Origin of the sequence: Pseudomonas sp. R2-37-08W (assembly GCF_003851705.1) — a bacterium.
In the GTDB taxonomy this organism is placed as follows: Bacteria; Pseudomonadota; Gammaproteobacteria; order Pseudomonadales; family Pseudomonadaceae; genus Aquipseudomonas.
Window position 1 is genome coordinate 5,265,786 of the sequence record NZ_CP027728.1, and the last position, 15,017, is coordinate 5,280,802.

At 58.7% G+C, this 15,017-nt stretch carries 9 protein-coding genes, 1 tRNA gene and 1 pseudogene; 9 read left to right on the forward strand and 2 right to left on the reverse strand.

Annotated features, from left to right (window positions below):
• Nucleotides 1-59: 59 nt before the first annotated feature.
• Complete coding sequence (plsY, locus tag C4J93_RS24395) at nucleotides 60-629, forward strand: glycerol-3-phosphate 1-O-acyltransferase PlsY (protein ID WP_124372051.1); 570 nt, start codon at nucleotides 60-62, stop codon at nucleotides 627-629.
• A gap of 19 nt (nucleotides 630-648) precedes the next feature.
• Here the strand turns inward: plsY and tsaD are convergent, their stop codons facing one another.
• Nucleotides 649-1,674 carry a tRNA (adenosine(37)-N6)-threonylcarbamoyltransferase complex transferase subunit TsaD gene (gene tsaD, locus C4J93_RS24400; protein WP_124364659.1) on the reverse strand — a complete coding sequence of 342 codons (1,026 nt, stop codon included), beginning with the start codon at nucleotides 1,672-1,674 and terminating at the stop codon, nucleotides 649-651.
• Nucleotides 1,675-1,876: 202 nt separating this feature from the next.
• Between tsaD and rpsU the strand changes: the two genes are divergently transcribed.
• The 5 genes and pseudogenes from rpsU (at nucleotide 1,877) to C4J93_RS24425 (ending at nucleotide 10,389) form a co-directional block, all read left to right on the forward strand.
• Nucleotides 1,877-2,092: a 30S ribosomal protein S21 gene (rpsU, locus tag C4J93_RS24405; protein ID WP_002551877.1), complete on the forward strand. Its 216-nt coding sequence runs from the start codon at nucleotides 1,877-1,879 to the stop codon at nucleotides 2,090-2,092.
• Nucleotides 2,093-2,532: 440 nt separating this feature from the next.
• Nucleotides 2,533-4,502 (forward strand): annotated as a pseudogene (gene dnaG / locus C4J93_RS24410) (DNA primase).
• A 67-nt stretch (nucleotides 4,503-4,569) separates the two neighbouring features.
• Nucleotides 4,570-6,420 carry an RNA polymerase sigma factor RpoD gene (gene rpoD, locus C4J93_RS24415; RefSeq protein ID WP_124364661.1) on the forward strand — a complete coding sequence of 617 codons (1,851 nt, stop codon included), beginning with the start codon at nucleotides 4,570-4,572 and terminating at the stop codon, nucleotides 6,418-6,420.
• A gap of 133 nt (nucleotides 6,421-6,553) precedes the next feature.
• Entirely contained in the window at nucleotides 6,554-10,297 is a 3,744-nt protein-coding gene (locus C4J93_RS24420) for a bifunctional diguanylate cyclase/phosphodiesterase (RefSeq protein WP_124430631.1), read from the forward strand.
• 15 nt (nucleotides 10,298-10,312) lie between these two features.
• Nucleotides 10,313-10,389, forward strand: a tRNA-Ile gene (locus tag C4J93_RS24425).
• Nucleotides 10,390-10,800: 411 nt separating this feature from the next.
• Here the strand turns inward: C4J93_RS24425 and C4J93_RS24430 are convergent.
• Complete coding sequence (locus C4J93_RS24430) at nucleotides 10,801-11,565, reverse strand: helix-turn-helix domain-containing protein (protein ID WP_124430632.1); 765 nt, start codon at nucleotides 11,563-11,565, stop codon at nucleotides 10,801-10,803.
• A 307-nt stretch (nucleotides 11,566-11,872) separates the two neighbouring features.
• Here C4J93_RS24430 and C4J93_RS24435 point away from each other — a divergent pair, with 307 nt between their 5' ends.
• From C4J93_RS24435 to C4J93_RS24445, 3 genes are all read left to right on the forward strand, one after another.
• Nucleotides 11,873-12,319: an Lrp/AsnC family transcriptional regulator gene (locus C4J93_RS24435; RefSeq protein ID WP_124364663.1), complete on the forward strand. Its 447-nt coding sequence runs from the start codon at nucleotides 11,873-11,875 to the stop codon at nucleotides 12,317-12,319.
• Between the two features lie 167 nt (nucleotides 12,320-12,486).
• Nucleotides 12,487-14,169, forward strand: a complete 1,683-nt coding sequence (locus C4J93_RS24440) for an NAD(P)/FAD-dependent oxidoreductase (RefSeq protein ID WP_124372479.1) — start codon at nucleotides 12,487-12,489, stop codon at nucleotides 14,167-14,169.
• Nucleotides 14,170-14,179: 10 nt separating this feature from the next.
• A complete protein-coding gene (locus C4J93_RS24445; protein ID WP_124372055.1) occupies nucleotides 14,180-14,974 on the forward strand; it encodes a carbon-nitrogen hydrolase family protein in 795 nt (264 codons plus the stop codon).
• Nucleotides 14,975-15,017: the final 43 nt, after the last annotated feature.

Sequence of the window (15,017 nt, forward strand, 5' to 3'; positions counted from 1 at the left end):
GCACGACAAGGGCGCGATGCCCCGTTAGAATCAGGGCGTCCTCGCCCGGAATAGTTAGCATGTTTTGGTCACTGGCGATTCTCGCCTACCTGCTCGGCTCGCTGTCCTTTGCCATTTTGCTCAGCCGCCTGACGGGAAATCCCGATCCGCGAATGAGTGGCTCAGGCAATGCCGGCGCCACCAATATGTTGCGCCTGGCCGGCAAGAAACTCGCCGTGCTGACGCTGCTGGGCGACATCTGCAAGGGCCTGCTGCCCGTACTGCTCGCCAGCCTCGTCGGCCTTACCCTGCAACAGCAGGCCTGGGTGGGCGTATGCGCCGTCCTGGGCCATCTGTTCCCCCTGTACTTCCGCTTTCGCGGCGGCAAAGGCGTCGCCACGGCGGCCGGCATGCTGCTGGGGATCTACCCACCGGCAGCCTTGCTGGCGGTGCTCGCCTGGCTGCTGACGTTCTACCTGACCCGCACCAGCTCGTTGGCTGCGCTGATCGCCACACCGCTCACCCTGCCGTTACTGGCCTGGCAAGCACCGGCGGCGCTGCTGCCGATGAGCGTGCTGACACTGCTGATCGTCTGGCGCCACCGCGGCAATCTACGCGACCTGTTTGCCGGGCGCGAACGGCATTTCTAACGGCCGTCCAGGCAAGCCCTTACAACGGCGACAACTGCTCCATCGGCCAACGTGCCTGCACGCTGATCGCCAGGCTCTCATGCTGCCCGGCCTGCAGGCGTTGACAGCCGGCGTAGGCGATCATCGCGCCATTGTCGGTGCAGAACTCAGGGCGCGCATAGAACACGTCGCCGTTCATCTCACCGAGCATTTTCTCCAACGCGCTGCGCAAAGCCTTGTTGGCACTGACGCCGCCAGCAATCACCAGGCGCTTCATGCCTGCCTGCTTCAGGGCACGCTTGCACTTGATGGTCAAAGTCTCCACCACGGCCTGCTGGAACGCCAGCGCGATGTCGCAACGGGCTTGCTCGCCGTCGTCTCCGGCGCTGACGCTCTGCTGCCAGGTATTCAACGCCGAGGTTTTCAAGCCGCTGAAGCTGAACATCAGCCCCGGGCGATCGCACATCGGTCGCGGGAACGTGTAACGACCGGCCACGCCTTTTTCGGCAAGACGGGCAATTTCCGGACCGCCGGGGTAATTGAGCCCCATCATCTTCGCGGTCTTGTCGAATGCTTCGCCTGCGGCATCGTCCAGCGACTCGCCCAACAACGTGTATTGGCCGATGCCGTCGACCTGAACCAGCTGCGTATGCCCCCCCGAAACCAACAAAGCGACGAACGGGAACGCTGGCGGTGTTTTTTCCAGCATCGGTGCCAGCAAATGCCCTTCCATGTGGTGCACACCGAGGGCCGGAATCCCCCAGGCAAACGCCAGCGCCTGGGCACAGGAAGCCCCAACCAGCAGGGCCCCGACCAATCCCGGGCCTGCGGTATAGGCAATCGCGTCGATCTCGGTCGGCACGCAGCCGGCCTCATCCAACACCTGGCGAATCAACGGCAGCATGCGTTTGACGTGATCACGGCTGGCAAGCTCCGGCACCACGCCGCCATAGGCGCGGTGCAGGTCGATCTGACTGAACAGCGCATCGGCCAAAAGCCCGCGTTCACTGTCGTAAAGTGCGACACCGGTTTCGTCGCAGGAGGTTTCAAGTCCCAGTACTAGCATGGGTTTGCGCCTTGTAGAGGCTGAATTCGAAGGCGCGCATAATAGTCGCCACTCCCCCTCCCGACTAGCGGTTTTCGATCAGAGGCTTTGCATTCCTGCCAATGAGGGGTTAACATCCGCAACCCTTAAAAACCGACGACCTCAGCCGCGAATTGTTTGCGACGAGAACGTTGATCCCGGTAATGAAAGAAGGTAGCTCTGGATGCCAGCCGTCAAAGTAAAAGAGAACGAACCCTTCGACGTAGCTCTGCGTCGTTTCAAGCGCTCCTGCGAAAAAGCCGGTGTTCTGGCTGAAGTTCGTAGCCGCGAATTTTATGAGAAGCCAACTTCTGAGCGTAAGCGTAAAGCAGCAGCCGCTGTTAAGCGTCACGCCAAGAAAGTTCAGCGCGAACAGCGCCGCGCCGTTCGTCTGTACTAATACACAGACGTTCGTAGCAAGCTTCTGCCAAGCCCGGCCCTCAGCCGGGCTGTTGGCATTTGCGGATATCGCTTGATGCTTCATCGTCGACGCCGCACACGCGACCGAGACACTGCTTCACACGTCAGGACTGGCTCTTTTGCCAGCGGTGCACGTCTCTTCTGACGAGCCTAACAAGGCTACTGACGAGCACACCTATTCTTCAAGCAGGCGATCAACTGTGTCGACTGTGCCCATCGATGAGCTTCCGAGACCGCTCACAGGTCAAGACCGGACTCACGGGCAACTTTTATTCGTCGGACACTGATAGAGACTAACGTCAGCGAATGTTCGGCAGATACACTCTCTGACACCCCATGCAGACGATAATGCTCGAGCGCCCAACGCGCGCTTGAACATTTCACGGGCCCTCATTTACACGCAGTGATGACGAGAACGCCATGGCCGGGCTGATTCCCCAGAGCTTTATTGACGACCTTCTGAACCGCACCGACATCGTCGATGTTGTCAGCTCACGCGTGCAACTGAAAAAAGCCGGCAAGAACTACACCGCCTGCTGCCCGTTCCATAAAGAAAAAACCCCGTCGTTCAGTGTCAGCCCGGACAAGCAGTTCTATTACTGCTTCGGTTGCGGCGCCGGCGGCAACGCCCTCGGCTTCCTGATGGACCACGACAACCTGGATTTCCCCCAGGCCGTCGAGGACCTGGCGAAAGCCGCCGGCATGGAAATCCCCCGCGAAGAAAGTGGCCGTACGCACAAACCGCGACAACCCACCGACTCGCCGCTGTATCCGCTGCTGACCGCCGCTGCCGATTTCTACCGGCAGGCGCTTAAAAGCCATCCGCAGCGCAAAGCCGCTGTCGACTATCTCAAGGGCCGGGGCCTCACCGGTGAAATCGCCCGGGACTTCGGCCTCGGTTTTGCCCCGCCCGGCTGGGACAACCTGTACAAGCACCTGAGCAGCGATACGCTCCAGCAAAAAGCCATGATTGACGCCGGCCTGCTGATTGAAAACGCCGAGACCGGCAAACGCTATGACCGCTTCCGTGACCGCGTGATGTTTCCGATCCGCGACAGCCGCGGCCGCATCATCGCGTTCGGTGGCCGAGTGCTGGGGACGACAAGCCCAAGTACCTGAACTCCCCGGAAACCCCGGTGTTCCATAAAGGCCAGGAACTCTACGGCCTGTTCGAAGCGCGCAAGAACAACCGCAACCTCGACGAGATCATCGTGGTTGAAGGCTATATGGACGTCATCGCCCTGGCCCAGCAGGGCCTGCGCAACGCGGTGGCGACCCTCGGCACCGCCACCAGCGAAGAACACATGAAGCGCCTGTTCCGCGTGGTGCCCAGCGTGCTGTTCTGTTTCGACGGCGACCAGGCCGGCCGCAATGCCGCCTGGCGCGCGCTTGAGGCCACGCTGTCGAGCCTGCAGGACGGGCGCCGTGCACGCTTTTTGTTCCTGCCCGAAGGCGAAGACCCGGACACCCTGGTGCGCTCCGAAGGCACCGACGCGTTCCGGGCGCGTATCAATCAACATGCACAACCGCTGGCGGACTATTTTTTCCAGCAGTTGACCGAAGAGGCCGACCCGCGCTCGCTTGAAGGCAAGGCCCATATGGCCACCCTCGCAGCGCCGTTGATCGACAAGGTCCCAGGCGCCAACTTGCGCACCCTGATGCGCCAGCGCCTGCTGGAAATCACCGGATTAAGCGGCGAAGCCGTGAGCCAACTGGTGCACAGCGCTCCTCAGCATGCGCCGCCCGCCTACGACCCAGGCATGGATTACGATGCCATGCCGGACTATGCCGACTTCCACCAACCGCAGGAGGCGTTTACGCCCCAGCAGGAGTGGACGCCGAAGAAGCCCGGGGCCGGCGGCAAGAAGTGGGACAAGAAGCCCTGGAGCAAGAATGGCAAGCGCGGCGATCGCGATGAGGCCTATGCCCCGCGCACGCCGGTTGCCGTAGAAGCGCCGACGCTGATTGCGTTGCGCACGCTTATCCACCACCCGCAATTGGCGGGCAAGGTTGAAAGCGCCGATCATTTCGCCAACGAAAGCAACACCTACGCTCAGGTGCTTATCGCCCTGATCGAGGCCGTGCAGAAAAATCCTAAGCTAAACTCAATTCAGCTAATGGCTCGCTGGCATGGCACGGAACAGGGCCGCCTATTGAAGGCACTCGCGGAAAAGGAGTGGCTAATTGACGGCGATAACCTTGAACAACAGTTTTTAGACACCATTAACAGGTTATCCGCGGGTCAACATACACAGACCCTCGATGAGCTCATCAAGAGAGCAAGACAGCCGGGATTGTCGGCTGAAGAGCAGATTCAGATAGCAAAACAGATGCGCGACCTCTTAAAACAGAACGTTTGCACATCAAACCCGACCTCAGCTGGCGTGTGAGGTCATAGCTCGGGTATAATCCTCGGCTTGTTTTTTGCCCGCCAAGACCTTCAGTGGATAGGGTGTTATGTCCGGAAAAGCGCAACAGCAGTCTCGTATCAAAGAGTTGATCACCCTTGGTCGTGAGCAGAAGTATCTGACTTACGCAGAGGTCAACGACCACCTGCCTGAGGATATTTCAGATCCAGAGCAGGTGGAAGACATCATCCGCATGATTAATGACATGGGGATCCCCGTACACGAGAGTGCTCCGGATGCGGACGCCCTTATGTTGGCCGACGCCGATACCGACGAGGCAGCCGCTGAAGAAGCCGCTGCCGCGTTGGCCGCGGTGGAGACCGACATCGGTCGCACGACTGACCCTGTGCGCATGTATATGCGTGAAATGGGTACCGTCGAGTTGCTGACACGCGAAGGCGAAATCGAAATCGCCAAGCGTATCGAAGAGGGCATCCGTGAAGTGATGGGCGCAATCGCGCACTTCCCTGGCACGGTTGACCACATTCTCTCCGAGTACACTCGCGTCACCACCGAAGGCGGCCGCCTGTCTGACGTCCTCAGCGGATATATCGACCCGGACGACGGCATTGCGCCGCCTGCCGCCGAAATACCGCCGCCTGTCGATCCGAAGGCGCCGAAAGCGGACGACGACGCCGACGAAGACGAGGCTGAAGCCAGCACCGACGACGAAGAAGAAGTCGAAAGCGGTCCAGACCCAGTCATCGCTGCCCAGCGTTTCGGTGCGGTTTCCGATCAAATGGAAATCACCCGCAAGGCCCTGAAGAAGCATGGTCGTGCCAACAAGCAGGCAATTGCCGAGCTGCTGGCCCTGGCTGAGCTGTTCATGCCGATCAAGCTTGTACCGAAGCAATTCGAAGGCCTGGTTGAACGCGTTCGTAGCGCCCTTGAGCGTCTGCGTGCACAAGAGCGTGCGATCATGCAGCTCTGTGTCCGTGATGCGCGCATGCCGCGTACCGATTTCCTGCGCCAGTTCCCGGGCCACGAAGTTGACGAAAGCTGGAGCGACGCCCTGGCCAAAGGCAAGGCGAAATACGCCGAAGCCATTGGTCGCCTGCAGCCGGACATCCTCCGTTGCCAACAGAAACTGAGCGCACTGGAGGCTGAAACCGGCCTGACGATTGCCGAGATCAAGGACATCAACCGTCGCATGTCGATCGGTGAGGCCAAGGCCCGCCGCGCGAAGAAAGAGATGGTTGAAGCCAACTTGCGTCTGGTGATCTCCATCGCCAAGAAGTACACCAACCGTGGCCTGCAATTCCTCGACCTGATCCAGGAAGGCAACATCGGCTTGATGAAAGCGGTGGACAAGTTCGAATACCGTCGCGGCTACAAGTTCTCGACTTATGCCACCTGGTGGATCCGTCAGGCGATCACTCGCTCGATCGCCGACCAGGCCCGCACCATCCGTATCCCGGTGCACATGATCGAGACCATCAACAAGCTCAACCGTATTTCCCGGCAGATGTTGCAGGAAATGGGTCGCGAACCGACCCCGGAAGAGCTGGGCGAACGCATGGAAATGCCTGAGGATAAAATCCGTAAGGTATTGAAGATCGCTAAAGAGCCGATCTCCATGGAAACTCCGATCGGTGATGACGAAGACTCCCATCTGGGTGACTTCATCGAAGACTCGACCATGCAGTCGCCAATCGATGTCGCCACCGTTGAGAGCCTTAAAGAAGCGACTCGCGACGTACTCTCCGGCCTCACTGCCCGTGAAGCCAAGGTACTGCGCATGCGTTTCGGCATCGACATGAATACCGACCACACCCTTGAGGAAGTCGGTAAGCAGTTTGACGTGACCCGCGAGCGGATCCGTCAGATCGAAGCCAAGGCGCTGCGCAAGTTGCGCCACCCGACGCGAAGCGAGCATCTGCGCTCCTTCCTCGACGAGTGATACCAGAACCCCCGGCCCAGGCCGGGGGTTTTGCTTTCTAACAATTACTTCCACAGATAACTGCCCCGTAACCCCCCTCCCCCGCAATGCCCGTCTACACTCGAGAAATTCCCCGTGCCATAACGAGACCGTTATGCCCAGATTGCCGACCGTGATACTGCTGTCGCTGCTGACCTGGACCGCAACGGCTGGCGCGTTGACTCTCACGGATGATGAGCGTAGCTGGCTGACGGACCATCAGGAGCTGCGCCTTGGGGTGGATGCGTCCTGGCCGCCCTTTGAATACCGCGATGAAGAGAGCCGCTACCAGGGCCTGTCCGCCGATTATGTGCGCCTGATCCAGGATCGCCTGGGCATCCGGGTCAAGCTGATCGAGCCGGCAAACTGGACCGCTGTGCTTGAGCAAGCACGCAACAGTCAGCTCGACCTGCTACCTGGCGTCATGTCTACCCCGGAACGCCAGAGCTTCCTGGCTTTCACGCGCCCCTATCTCGACTTTCCCATCGTGATACTGGCCCATGAAGGCGGCGCCAAGCCGCGCAATCTCAACGACTTGTACGGACTGAAAATCGCAGTGGTGGAAAACTATGCGCCGCATGAATTACTGCGCACCCACCACCCGGACCTCAATCTCGTCGCGATGCCGAACGTCAGCTCTATGCTCCAGGCCCTGGCCACCGATGAAGTCGATGCGGTCGTCAGCGACCTGGCTTCCAGCGTGTGGAGCCTGCGCCAACTGAAACTCGATGGCTTGTACGTGAGCGGCGAAACACCCTACCGCTATCAGTTGGCAATGGGCGTCCCGCAGGATGAGAAAATACTGGTGGGCATTCTGGACAAGGTCCTCGCCGATCTCAGCCCAGCTGAAACCGATGCGATCCAGCAGCGTTGGGTCGGCAGCTTCAGCGATCACCGCACGCTCTGGGCGGATTTGCTGACGTACGGTCTGCCTGCGGTATTGCTGCTGAGCACCGTGCTGGCCGTTGTGATTCGAATCAATCGTCGGCTCAGCTCGGAAATTTCCCGCCGGGTCGCCCTTGAGCAAGAACTACGCAGCAGCGAGTACCACTATCGCGGCCTGGTGGAGAGCCTGTCCGCTATCGCCTGGGAAGCCAACATCAGCGATTTCACCTACAGCTACGTGTCGCCCCATGCTGAAGAATTGCTCGGCTACCCCCGCGCACATTGGCTGATCCCCGGTTTCTGGCGCAACATCATTCACCCCGCCGACCTGACCCGCGCCGAAACGTATTGCTACCGTGAAACCCGCGCCAACCGTGATCACAGCATCGACTATCGCGTTATCACCGCCGATGGCCGCTGCCTGTGGGTACGCGACATTGTCAGCCTGATCGAATACGGCCATGAACCGGTGCTGCGCGGCTTGATGATCGACATCAGCGAAGCCAAGCGTACGGAAGAGGCACTGCAGCTGTCCGAGCAGAAGTTTGCCTCAGTGTTCCAGCAATGCCCGGACATCCTGGTGATCGCCCGCCTGTCCGACGGATGCCTGCTTGAAGTCAACAAGGCCTTTGAAGACCAGATTGGCCTGAGCGCCCAGGAGGTGGTGGGCAAAACCGCCACCGAGCTGAATATCTGGGGTGTTGAAGGCGTCGGCCCGGATTTGCTGCAACGCGTGCAGACCACCAGCATCCGCAACCTGGAGATGATTTTCTGGCGCAGCAATGGTCAGGCGTTTACCGGGCTTATTTCGACCGAGCCGTTCCAACTCGATACCACCGAGGCGCTGGTGGTCGTGGTGCGAGATATCACCCAGCTCAAGGAAACCCAACAGCAGCTGCAAACTTCCGAGGAGAAGTTTGCCAAGGCGTTTCATGCCTCCCCCGATGGCTTGTTGCTGAGCCGGCAAAGCGATGGGCTGCTGATCGAAGTGAACGAAGGCTTCAGCCACCTGACCGGCTACACCAGCGCCACGTCGCTCGACCAGTCGGCTTTGGACCTTGGCATATGGGTCGACCTTAATGAGCGCAAGCACATGCTGGAGTTGATGCAGCGCGACGGCTTTGTCCGCGACTTCATCTGCCATATCCGCCGCGTTGACGGCCAGATTCGCCTCTGCGAACTGTCCAGCCGCCCGCTGCCCATCGGTGACGAAGACTGCATGCTGACCATCGCCCGCGACATCACCGAACGCCAGCTGATGCAGGAAAAACTGCAACAAGCCGCCACGGTGTTCGAAAGCACCGCCGAAGGCGTGTTGATCACCGACACGCGGCAGAACATCAGTGCGGTAAACCGCGCCTTCAGCGAAATCACCGGCTACAGCGAGGCCGAAGCGCTGGGCCATACCCCGCGCCTGCTCGCCTCTGGCATGCACGACAGCGCTTTCTATGCCGCAATGTGGTACCAACTGTCGACCCAGGGTCATTGGCAGGGCGAAATTTCCAACCGGCGCAAGAACGGTGAGCTGTACCCGAGCTGGCTGACCATCAGCGCCGTGCGCAATCGCGAGCAGGTGGTCACGCATTTTGTCGCCGTATTTGCCGACATCTCCAGTCTCAAGCTCGCCCAGGCGCGCCTCGACTATCAGGCCCATCACGACCCATTGACCGGCCTGCCCAACCGCACGCTGTTTGAAAGCCGACTGCAGGCGGCACTCAACGGCCAGCAGGAAAGCGGCAGTCAAGGCGCGGTGTTGTTTCTTGACCTGGACCGCTTCAAACACATCAACGACAGCCTGGGCCACCCGGTCGGCGACCTGCTGCTCAAAGACATCGCCGTACGCCTCAAGGACCAGCTGCGCGATATCGACACCGTCGCCCGCCTGGGCGGCGATGAATTCATCATCCTGCTGCCCGGCCTGCACCAGGCCAGCGATGCGCAATACCTGGCGAACAAACTGCTCGATTGCTTCACACCGCCCTTCCAGGCCGGCGAGCACGAGTTCTTTATCAGCGCGAGTATCGGCACAAGTTTGTACCCGCAGGACGGCACCGATGTCGCCACCCTGGTCAAAAATGCCGACGCCGCGATGTACCGCTCCAAAGCCAAGGGCCGCAACCGCGTTGAAAGCTACACCCGCGACCTGACGGCTCAGGCCAATGAACGCGTGGCACTGGAGCATGAACTGCGCCGCGCCATCGAGCGTGAAGAGATGAGCCTGTATTACCAACCCAAACGCAGCCTGCTCACCCAGCAACTGATCGGCGCCGAAGCCTTGATACGCTGGCACCACCCGACCTTCGGCGACGTACCGCCCGAACACTTCATCGCCCTGGCCGAAGAGAACGGCACGATTCTGCAAATTGGCGACTGGGTACTGGAACAGGCCTGCCGACAGATGCACGCCTGGCAAGGCGCTTTCGATGATTTCGGGCCACTGTCCGTCAACCTCGCCGGCGCGCAACTGCGTCACCCCAACCTGCTGTCACGCATCGAACAACTGCTGCGCGACTACCGCCTGGAGCCCGGCTGCCTGCAACTGGAGATCACCGAAAACTTCATCATGAGCCAGGCCGAAGAAGCGCTGGAAGTGCTGCACCAACTCAAAGGCCTGGGCGTGCAACTGGCAATCGATGATTTCGGTACCGGCTATTCTTCCCTCAGCTACCTCAAACGCCTGCCGCTGGACTTCCTCAAGATTGACCAATCCTTCGTCCGCGGCCTGCCCGACGACCCTCACGACGCCGCCATCGTCCGCGCCATCATCGCCCTCGGCCACAGCATGCAATTCACCATCATCGCCGAAGGCGTGGAGAACCCCGCCCAGCAAGCCTTCCTCGCCGCAGAAGGCTGTGAACAGATGCAAGGCTACATCGTCAGCCTGCCCCTGCCACCGGAGCAATTTGCCGCAACCTTCCTTCGTACGAGGCAGGAGGATTTTTCGGATGGCACAGTGAACAAACCATCGTTATAATCCGCGACCTACTGAGGGCCTATAGCTCAGTTGGTTAGAGCAGGGGACTCATAATCCCTTGGTCGTAGGTTCGAGTCCTACTGGGCCCACCATATTCAAAGCCGCGCACTGCGCGGCTTTTGCCGTTTCTACACTCCGAAATGCTGGGCAAAAAATGCTCATGAAAAGCAAAAGTGTCCAAAAAATGTCCACATTCAAGCATCATAGGTTCAACGGCACGTGCATTACGGAATATCCACGCCGCCACTCCCGGTTCGTTTTTGACGGTAACCTACAGCCGGTCCCGATCGATCTCATCCGCGATCTCAAGCAACTCCAAACCTGAAAACGAATACATTACGAAGCTCGACTTCATCCTAACGCCAGCGCGCAGGTAAGCCCTTATAGGCTTTTATCGGCGCATCCTGCTTAAGGCATGCCCATAGGTAAGCTGACACGAGCACGTAAGCACACGTCCAGCTCACCCGGCATCTGTAGGCAAGACCTACCGCACCTCATTGCTCCTAACAAACTCTATTCCAACGCTTATTAGACTCTTCGCAGTCCTTAAACCACTTAACGAAGACATCCTGGCAATCCCAATCCGCCGAACGATGGAATTCATCCTGATTGTAATAACTTCCCTGCCTCATTAATTCCCACGCACGGTTCGTAACCTTTAAAACTCTTACATCGGTATAAGAAGCGTTTCGCTGCAATAAAGCTTGAATCAGTATCTGAATATTGAGTTGCCCTCCTCCACTCGACGCGAACGAGCACAACAAATTACCCACTACAACCTTTAAAAATGCGCCATCATGCTTCTTAAAAACAACTCTACAAAACAGCTCACTCCTCTCGCTAGGACAGCATAGTATAAGCGGTGTGTAACCCTGCGAAAGGTAACGCTCGACCTCAGACGAACACAAATGAAAATTCAAAAAAATCCCTTTACTGATCCCGTCCAGATACTCTGGCCTTATAGAAAAATACGCTTCGAATTTTTTCAATACTTGAAGGGGAAATTCTTCAACACCTAACTCAAAGCGTTCGAGACTGGAAACTTTTTCGATCTCTAATATTTCACTTAACTGTCTCAAGCTCAGGTTTAAAATTTCTGTGCGGATGAACCTTACTCTTGCTCCAAGCGACAGTGCATACGATGAGTCCGTCAATACAAGCGGCTGGATGCTTTGCGGGCAAAATAGGTTTTGCTTTCGACTTTCACGCTTTTTCAACCAATCGGATACAAGAGTCGCCCCGATACCAGAAAATAGCCATTCAACCATAACAATCTCCATCAGAATTTGTTCTTTTCAGAATTTTGACCGTATCACAACCCGCAAGAGAACATTCGCAACGATGCATCCTATACCCCCCTTTGGCAGGCACACTGACAATACACAAACTTGATTTGAGTATTACTGGCAATTCACTGGTCCACTGATAGCATTAAACTTAACTACTCATACCTTATGGTTAAGTTCGAATGCTGCCGCTGAGCTTACCGCTTTGCCTGTCTGGCGCCGCAGTTCTGTAAGCCCGACCAAGCCTGTAACATGCACACCCACTGCCCCCCGCACTGGAGCTCCACCCTTGCCCGCCCTAGACGAAATCGACCGTCAACTGATCGCCGCCTTGCAGCTCAACGCCCGCGAAAGCGTGGCCATGCTTGCCCGGCAGTTGGGGATTGCGCGTACCACGGTGACTTCGCGCCTGGCGCGCCTTGAGAAGACTCAGGTGATTACCGGTTATGGCGTGCGCCTGGGCCAGCGCGTGGCGGATGGCGGGCTGCAGGCGTATGTGGGCATTACCGTGCAACCGCGTTCGGGCAAGGAAGTGCTGCGCCGGCTGAGCGCGATGGCTCAGGTGCAGCAGTTGTGCGCTGTGAGCGGTGAATTTGATTACGTGGCGTGGCTGCGGACCGAGTCGCCGGAGCAGCTTGATCAATTGCTGGATCAGATCGGCAGTGTCGAGGGTGTGGAAAAAACCACTACTTCAATCATTCTCAGTAACAAATTAGACCGTGGACAACCTATCTGACCAGTAACTTCGTCAGATTGACTAAAACCAGTACAATCCGACGACACATTGCGTCTTATTAACGAGCGCAACGCTCCCTAAACTGGCTGCCATCTTTTCCTATACTCAACGGGCCCTGTCCCGCCGAGTCGTCAGTAAGGTCAGCCATGAGCATTCCGTCCAGCACCATCAGCAAGACCAACCGACACCCCGCCAATGGTAAAAAGCCCATCACCATCTTCGGCCCGGATTTTCCGTTTGCCTTTGATGACTGGATCGAGCACCCGGCCGGCCTGGGCAGTATTCCCGCCGCCAACCATGGTGCTGAAGTGGCGATTGTCGGCGCGGGAATCGCGGGCCTGGTGGCGGCCTACGAACTGATGAAGCTGGGCTTGAAGCCGGTGGTATACGAAGCTTCGAAGATGGGCGGTCGCCTGCGCTCCCAGGCGTTTGAAGGCGCCGAAGGCATTATCGCCGAGCTGGGTGGGATGCGCTTTCCGGTGTCGTCCACGGCCTTCTATCACTATGTGGACAAGCTGGGCCTGGAAACCAAACCCTTTCCCAACCCGCTGACGCCAGCGTCTGGCAGTACCGTTATCGATCTGGAAGGCCAGACGCACTACGCGCAAAAACTCTCCGACCTGCCGGTGCTGTTCCAGGAGGTCGCCGACGCTTGGGCCGACGCGCTGGAAGCCGGTTCGCAGTTCGGCGATATTCAACAGGCGATCCGTGACCGCGACGTGCCGCGCCTCAAAGCGCTGTGGAATAAACTGGTGCCGCTGTGGGACGACCGCACTTTCTACGATTTCGTCGCCACCTCAAAAGCCTTTGCCAAGCTATCGTTTCATCATCGCGAAGTATTTGGCCAGGTCGGTTTCGGCACCGGCGGCTGGGACTCGGATTTCCCCAACTCGATGCTGGAAATCTTCCGCGTGGTGATGACCAACTGCGACGACCATCAGCACCTGGTCGTTGGCGGCGTGGCACAAGTGCCCATGGGCATTTGGCGTCACGTACCGGAGCAATGCGCCCACTGGCCTGCCGGCACCAGCCTCAGCTCATTGCATCGAGGCGCGCCACGGGCCGGCGTGAAGCGCATTGCTCACGCCGCCGACGGCCGTTTCGCCGTTACCGACATCTACGGTGACACCCGCGAATACGCCGCCGTATTGACCACCTGCCAAAGCTGGCTGCTGACCACCCAGATCGAATGCGACGAAACCCTGTTCTCGCAAAAGATGTGGATGGCCCTGGACCGCACGCGCTACATGCAGTCATCGAAAACCTTTGTCATGGTTGACCGCCCGTTCTGGAAAGACAAAGACCCGGAAACCGGCCGCGACCTGATGAGCATGACCCTCACCGACCGCCTGACGCGCGGCACTTATCTTTTCGACAACGGCGACGACAAGCCTGGGGTGATTTGCCTGTCCTACTCGTGGATGAGCGACGCGCTGAAAATGCTGCCCCAGCCCATCGATAAGCGGGTCAAACTGGCACTCGACGCGCTGACGAAGATCTACCCGAAAGTCGACATCAAGGCGCGCATCATCGGCGACCCGATCACCGTGTCCTGGGAAGCCGACCCGCATTTCCTTGGGGCTTTCAAAGGTGCATTGCCCGGCCACTATCGGTATAACCAGCGCATGTATGCGCACTTCATGCAGAAAGACATGCCCGCCGAACAACGTGGGATTTTTATCGCCGGCGACGACGTTTCCTGGACCCCAGCCTGGGTGGAGGGCGCGGTACAAACCTCGCTGAACGCGGTGTGGGGCATCATGACTCACTTCGGCGGCAGCACCCACCCGGAAAACCCAGGGCCCGGCGATGTGTTTGACGAGATAGGGCCAATCGCCCTGCCCGAATAAGGAGCCTGACATGCGTGTCGCCCTGTACCAATGCCCGCCACTGCCGCTGGACGTGGCCGGTAATCTCAAGCGCCTGCAGCAACTGGCGCATGAAGCGTCGGGTGCCGATGTGCTGGTGCTGCCGGAAATGTTCCTGACGGGCTACAACATTGGCGCCGAAGCCACAGGCGCCTTGGCCGAGGCCCGGGATGGCGAGTCGGCACACACCATTGCTGAAATCGCGCAAAGTGCCGGGCTGGCGATTCTGTATGGTTACCCGGAGCGGGCCGAAGACGGCCAGATCTACAACGCCGTGCAGTTGATCGACGCCCACGGCAAACGCCTGTGCAACTACCGCAAGACTCACCTGTTTGGCGACCTCGACCACGCGATGTTCAGTGCTGGTGAGGATGACTTCCCGCTGGTGGAAGTGAACGGCTGGAAGCTGGGTTTCCTGATTTGCTACGACCTGGAGTTTCCGGAAAACACGCGGCGCCTGGCCCTGGCCGGTGCCGAACTGATTCTGGTACCCACTGCCAATATGGTGCCGTTCGACTTTGTCGCCGACGTCACCGTGCGGGCCCGAGCGTTCGAGAACCAATGTTTCGTGGCCTATGCCAATTACTGCGGGCACGAAGGCGATATTCACTATTGCGGCCAAAGCAGCATTGCCGGGCCCGATGGCCACCGCATCGCCCAGGCGGGCCTGGATGAAGCGTTGATCGTCGGCACGCTGGACCGGCAATCGATCCTCAACGCCCGCGCCGCCAATCATTACTTGCACGACCGTCGCCCCGAGCTTTACGGCGCGCTGCACAAGCCCTGATCCACCGGGTTTGCTAGCATAGGCGCTTCCCCCGCTTCGGAAG

What these genes read in the sequence shown, in the direction of transcription:
- rpoD (WP_124364661.1), top strand. Translation starts at nt 4,570, where the DNA reads ATGTCCGGAAAAGCGCAACAGCAGTCTCGTATCAAAGAGTTGATCACC.
- C4J93_RS24445 (WP_124372055.1), top strand. Translation starts at nt 14,180, where the DNA reads ATGCGTGTCGCCCTGTACCAATGCCCGCCACTGCCGCTGGACGTGGCC.
- rpsU (WP_002551877.1), top strand. Translation starts at nt 1,877, where the DNA reads ATGCCAGCCGTCAAAGTAAAAGAGAACGAACCCTTCGACGTAGCTCTG.
- tsaD (WP_124364659.1), bottom strand. Translation starts at nt 1,674, where the DNA reads ATGCTAGTACTGGGACTTGAAACCTCCTGCGACGAAACCGGTGTCGCA.
- C4J93_RS24430 (WP_124430632.1), bottom strand. Translation starts at nt 11,565, where the DNA reads ATGGTTGAATGGCTATTTTCTGGTATCGGGGCGACTCTTGTATCCGAT.
- plsY (WP_124372051.1), top strand. Translation starts at nt 60, where the DNA reads ATGTTTTGGTCACTGGCGATTCTCGCCTACCTGCTCGGCTCGCTGTCC.
- C4J93_RS24420 (WP_124430631.1), top strand. Translation starts at nt 6,554, where the DNA reads ATGCCCAGATTGCCGACCGTGATACTGCTGTCGCTGCTGACCTGGACC.